The sequence below is a fragment of the Bacillus sp. HY001 genome, from assembly GCF_007558965.1.
Classification (GTDB): domain Bacteria; phylum Bacillota; class Bacilli; order Bacillales; family Bacillaceae_G; genus Bacillus_A; species Bacillus_A mobilis.
The window spans coordinates 1-685 of the sequence record NZ_VLTE01000152.1; the positions used below are offsets into that span (position 1 = coordinate 1).

The 685-nt window shown below is 40.1% G+C and carries 2 protein-coding genes; one reads left to right on the plus strand and one right to left on the minus strand.

Annotation, left to right across the window (positions count from 1 at the left end):
• Positions 1 to 579 (plus strand): ATP-dependent Clp endopeptidase proteolytic subunit ClpP (clpP, locus tag FOT98_RS29545; RefSeq protein ID WP_144291065.1); only part of this gene is annotated, 579 nt, incomplete at its 5' end.
• A 22-nt stretch (positions 580 to 601) separates the two neighbouring features.
• On the opposite strand, the gene FOT98_RS29550 is transcribed toward clpP, so the two are convergent.
• Positions 602 to 685, minus strand: an 84-nt coding sequence (locus FOT98_RS29550) for a helix-turn-helix domain-containing protein (protein ID WP_086709486.1), incomplete at its 5' end; no start/stop codon positions are given.

Here is a 685-nt window from a genome sequence, read left to right on the forward strand (position 1 = left end):
AATTTAATTCCTACAGTAATTGAACAAACAAATCGTGGAGAACGCGCTTACGATATTTACTCTCGACTATTAAAAGACCGCATCATTATGCTTGGTAGCGCAATTGATGACAACGTAGCTAACTCAATCGTTTCCCAGCTTTTATTCTTGGAATCTCAAGATCCAGAAAAAGATATTCACATCTACATCAACAGCCCTGGTGGTTCTATCACAGCAGGTATGGCAATTTACGATACAATGCAGTTTATTAAACCGCAAGTATCAACAATCTGTATCGGTATGGCTGCATCTATGGGTGCATTCTTACTTGCAGCAGGTGAAAAAGGAAAACGTTATGCACTTCCAAACAGTGAAGTAATGATTCACCAACCACTTGGCGGGGCACAAGGTCAAGCGACTGAAATCGAAATCGCTGCTAAACGTATCCTATTCTTACGTGAAAAACTAAACCAAATTCTTGCTGACCGCACTGGTCAACCACTTGAAGTGCTACAACGCGACACAGACCGCGACAACTTCATGACAGCAGAAAAAGCTTTAGAATACGGTTTAATCGATAAGATCTTTACAAATCGTTAATAACTAAATTACTGAGGCAACCCTATAGCGCCTTGTCTAAATACCTATACAGCGTGGTCTTACTGATACCAGTCGCCACTGTAATTTGCTTAATTGTATAGTCTTT